This is a genomic window from Xenorhabdus sp. SGI240, from assembly GCF_040081915.1.
GTDB lineage: Bacteria > Pseudomonadota > Gammaproteobacteria > Enterobacterales > Enterobacteriaceae > Xenorhabdus > Xenorhabdus bakwenae.
Genome location: NZ_JBEBMB010000052.1, coordinates 1 through 1,906 on the forward strand (window position 1 = coordinate 1; position 1,906 = coordinate 1,906).

4 protein-coding genes are annotated in these 1,906 nt (G+C 51.9%); all 4 read right to left on the reverse strand.

The window, feature by feature from the left end; genetic code table 11:
• The coding region (gene ssb, locus ABLA76_RS12350) for a single-stranded DNA-binding protein (RefSeq protein WP_348988141.1) at window positions 1-319 on the reverse strand (319 nt) is incomplete at its 3' end.
• A gap of 16 nt (window positions 320-335) precedes the next feature.
• Window positions 336-545 (reverse strand): hypothetical protein, encoded by a 210-nt coding sequence (locus ABLA76_RS12355; protein WP_285809416.1) that lies wholly within the window; start codon window positions 543-545, stop codon window positions 336-338.
• Window positions 546-621: 76 nt separating this feature from the next.
• Window positions 622-1,086 (reverse strand): STY4534 family ICE replication protein, encoded by a 465-nt coding sequence (locus tag ABLA76_RS12360; RefSeq protein WP_285811820.1) that lies wholly within the window; start codon window positions 1,084-1,086, stop codon window positions 622-624.
• A 315-nt stretch (window positions 1,087-1,401) separates the two neighbouring features.
• A partial coding sequence (locus tag ABLA76_RS12365) for a DNA topoisomerase (protein WP_348988142.1) occupies window positions 1,402-1,906 on the reverse strand: 505 nt, incomplete at its 5' end.

The following is a 1,906-nucleotide window of genomic DNA, read 5'->3' on the forward strand; positions in this document are numbered from 1 at the left end:
TGACACTCACCACCACTTCGGTTGAATAGCGATCCTGCCCCTGTTGGTCCTGCCACTTGCGCGTTTGCAAAGAACCTTCGATATAGACCTGAGCGCCTTTTTGCAGGTATTCCGCCGCAATTTCTGCTAACTTGCCGAAGATCACCACCCGGTGCCATTCGGTTTTCTCCCGCAGCTCACCGGTTTGTTTATCCCGCCAGTTTTCTGAGGTGGCCAGTGACAGTGTTGCCACTGTACCGCCGGTTGGCAGGTAACGGATTTCCGGATCTTGTCCCAGATTTCCGACTAAAATCACCTTGTTAATTCCACGTGAAGACATATCCATTTCCTCCTGGTTACACTGACTGACGCTGCGTCCAGCACCCTTGCTTCAGGGCAAATTCCGCCTGCTCACGGCGGGCAAAATATTCCACCGATTCACGGGAACACGGTTCCCCCTCATCCAGTGTGCCGATATAAAAGCCTGCACAGCTTCGCAACACGGTTAACGGTAACTGCTTATGGCAGTATTGCAGTGCCAGAACACCAATCGGTGCGATATTCATCTCTGTATCCTGTTGTTTTTGATAATAAAAAGACTGCCCTGAAACCTCAGGGCAAGTCGGTGGAATAAAAGGAATATCAGAATGAGTTTTCTGCATATTCGGTTTGTGCAGCACCGTTCTGCGGGGGTGTCGAGTCGGACTGTTCGGCCTGATACACTTTCTCCTGACCGATTTTAATCCAGTCCACCTTGATCAGACGGGCTTTCAGGCTGACGCGCTGTTCACCGGCATGATCCCCGCGTTTCAGGGTAAAAATATCGGTGGAGGGATGACTTAAGGTAAAGCCCAGCAACACTTTTTTGTCCTCATCCACCGATTTCTGGCAACGACCCACCAGACTGGTTGCCTCCTTACCGACCACGGTAATATCAAAACGCACATAGACCGGATTATCACTCGGGCCATTTAACGCATTGATCACGCAGCTCAGGAACGTCCCGTTGGCGGTGCTGACATGGCGGATATTATTCAGATAGCCCAGGCCTTTAATATTCAGATTGAAATAGTCGTTTTTGGTTAACGATGTGGTGTTCTCAGACATACGATGTTCTCCATGGAGGTCAAAAAATAAGGAATGACAGAGAAAACCCCATCCCTGACGGGAAAGATTTTCCCCGCCGGGCGTCAGACGTATACGTTGCTGACGTTCTGATAAAGCATAATGAACCTTCATTGCCATTGGGTTGGCAATATCTGCTTCCAAAGGTGGGCAGATGTACCACACAGTGTGTACTCCCTTGCAGGCTACGGAAGTTTTACAGCCACCCGGAGGCGATCGTTACAGGCCCCTCGATCATTAAAGAAACAGGCTGATTTTTCGCGCATCCCATCAGGGCGTCAATCAACAATCAGATCTTCAGACTTTCTGATTTGCCCGCCTGGCTTTGCGCGATTGCGTGACCGCTTTGTCATTCAGCATGCCTTTACAGGCCGGATAGTTCACACAGCCCCAGAACGGCGAGGTTTTTCCCTGCCGTTGCCGCATCCGCCCGCCACAGTTCGGGCAGGCCGGGGTTTTCGGCAACGTCAGATGAAGGGATTGTGTTTTACCCCGCCCGACCAGATGCAAAAGCCACTGCGCCTGTTTTTGCATAAAAACCGCCAGTGATGCTTTACCCTGCGCAATATCCTCCAGCGACTGCTCCCATAACGCGGTCATACCCGGATCTGTCAGCACCGTTGGCAACCCGGCAATCAGTTCCTGCGCCAGCGGCGTCGCGTGGATCGCTTTCTTTTTCCGTTCAATCAGCCGGCGTTTAAACAAGGTGTCCAGAATCCCGGCCCGGGTCGCTTCCGTCCCTAACCCGGCACTTTCTCGCAAGATTTGTTTCAGTTGCGGATCACTGACCCCACCGGCGGCA